At 37.2% G+C, this 758-nt stretch carries 1 protein-coding gene and 1 pseudogene; one reads left to right on the top strand and one right to left on the bottom strand.

All coding sequences use genetic code 11. The features are described from left to right. Positions 1–118: 118 nt before the first annotated feature. Positions 119–364: a hypothetical protein gene (locus G1O98_RS38460; protein WP_175587046.1), complete on the bottom strand. Its 246-nt coding sequence runs from the start codon at positions 362–364 to the stop codon at positions 119–121. Positions 365–567: 203 nt separating this feature from the next. Here G1O98_RS38460 and G1O98_RS39185 point away from each other — a divergent pair. Further along, positions 568–758 (top strand): annotated as a pseudogene (locus G1O98_RS39185) (hypothetical protein); the annotation flags it as partial.

Here is a 758-nt window from a genome sequence, read left to right as displayed (position 1 = left end):
TATAAGTGTTTGTTGTATTTAGTAGATGAATGCGGGGAAGACGCGACAAAGTATTGTTGAATGGTGATTTTATTTAGTAAAGAGAGAGAGGAGCTTGGTTTCAAATCTAGACAATGCTTTACTTTTGCGCCTCAGTAAGCTTTTGTTGATATTCTTTGTACTCTCTGTCTTGATGCTGCCAGTATTTCTCAACTGTTTCTTTAGCAGCGTTCGCATTATTGTATTCATCTCCACCTTGGCTTAACAATCGCTGTTTGGTTTGCTTTCGTAAGTCAGAAACAACTTTGCCATTAACTTTACGCGTCTTTGACCAATCTAGAATGGCTTTAGGATAGTTACTAATGTCAATGTATTTCCCCTGCACGATGCCTGTATAATTACCTTCAAATAAGTACAGCCGTGTTAAAAGGTGATTATAGAATCAGTCAAAACCAAAGTATGTAGGTGATTCTCAATAGAAGCGCTCCATGCCATGCAGGTTCTGTAAATAAAGAGAAGCAAAAGATTAGGTTACGATAGATTTATAAAACAAGGCTGTCAACAGTCGGTATGACTAATACTTTATAGATTTGTAATACATGGGAGTCAAACGTTATCACAATTCCAAAACAACTAATAAACTCGCAAATCAAGTCACCCCAAGTTTTCTTGATTGACCATGAGAATAATAATCGTGGTTTAACCGATACCAATGAAGCATTACAGCTAGCCGAAAGCCTAGAGTTAGACCTAGTATTAGTGTCTGAAGGAAAAGAGGC

Source organism: Nostoc sp. UIC 10630 (assembly GCF_010747425.1).
Classification (GTDB): domain Bacteria; phylum Cyanobacteriota; class Cyanobacteriia; order Cyanobacteriales; family Nostocaceae; genus Nostoc.
Note: the sequence above shows the minus strand (reverse complement) of the source record. Positions and strands in the feature narration are given on the sequence as shown.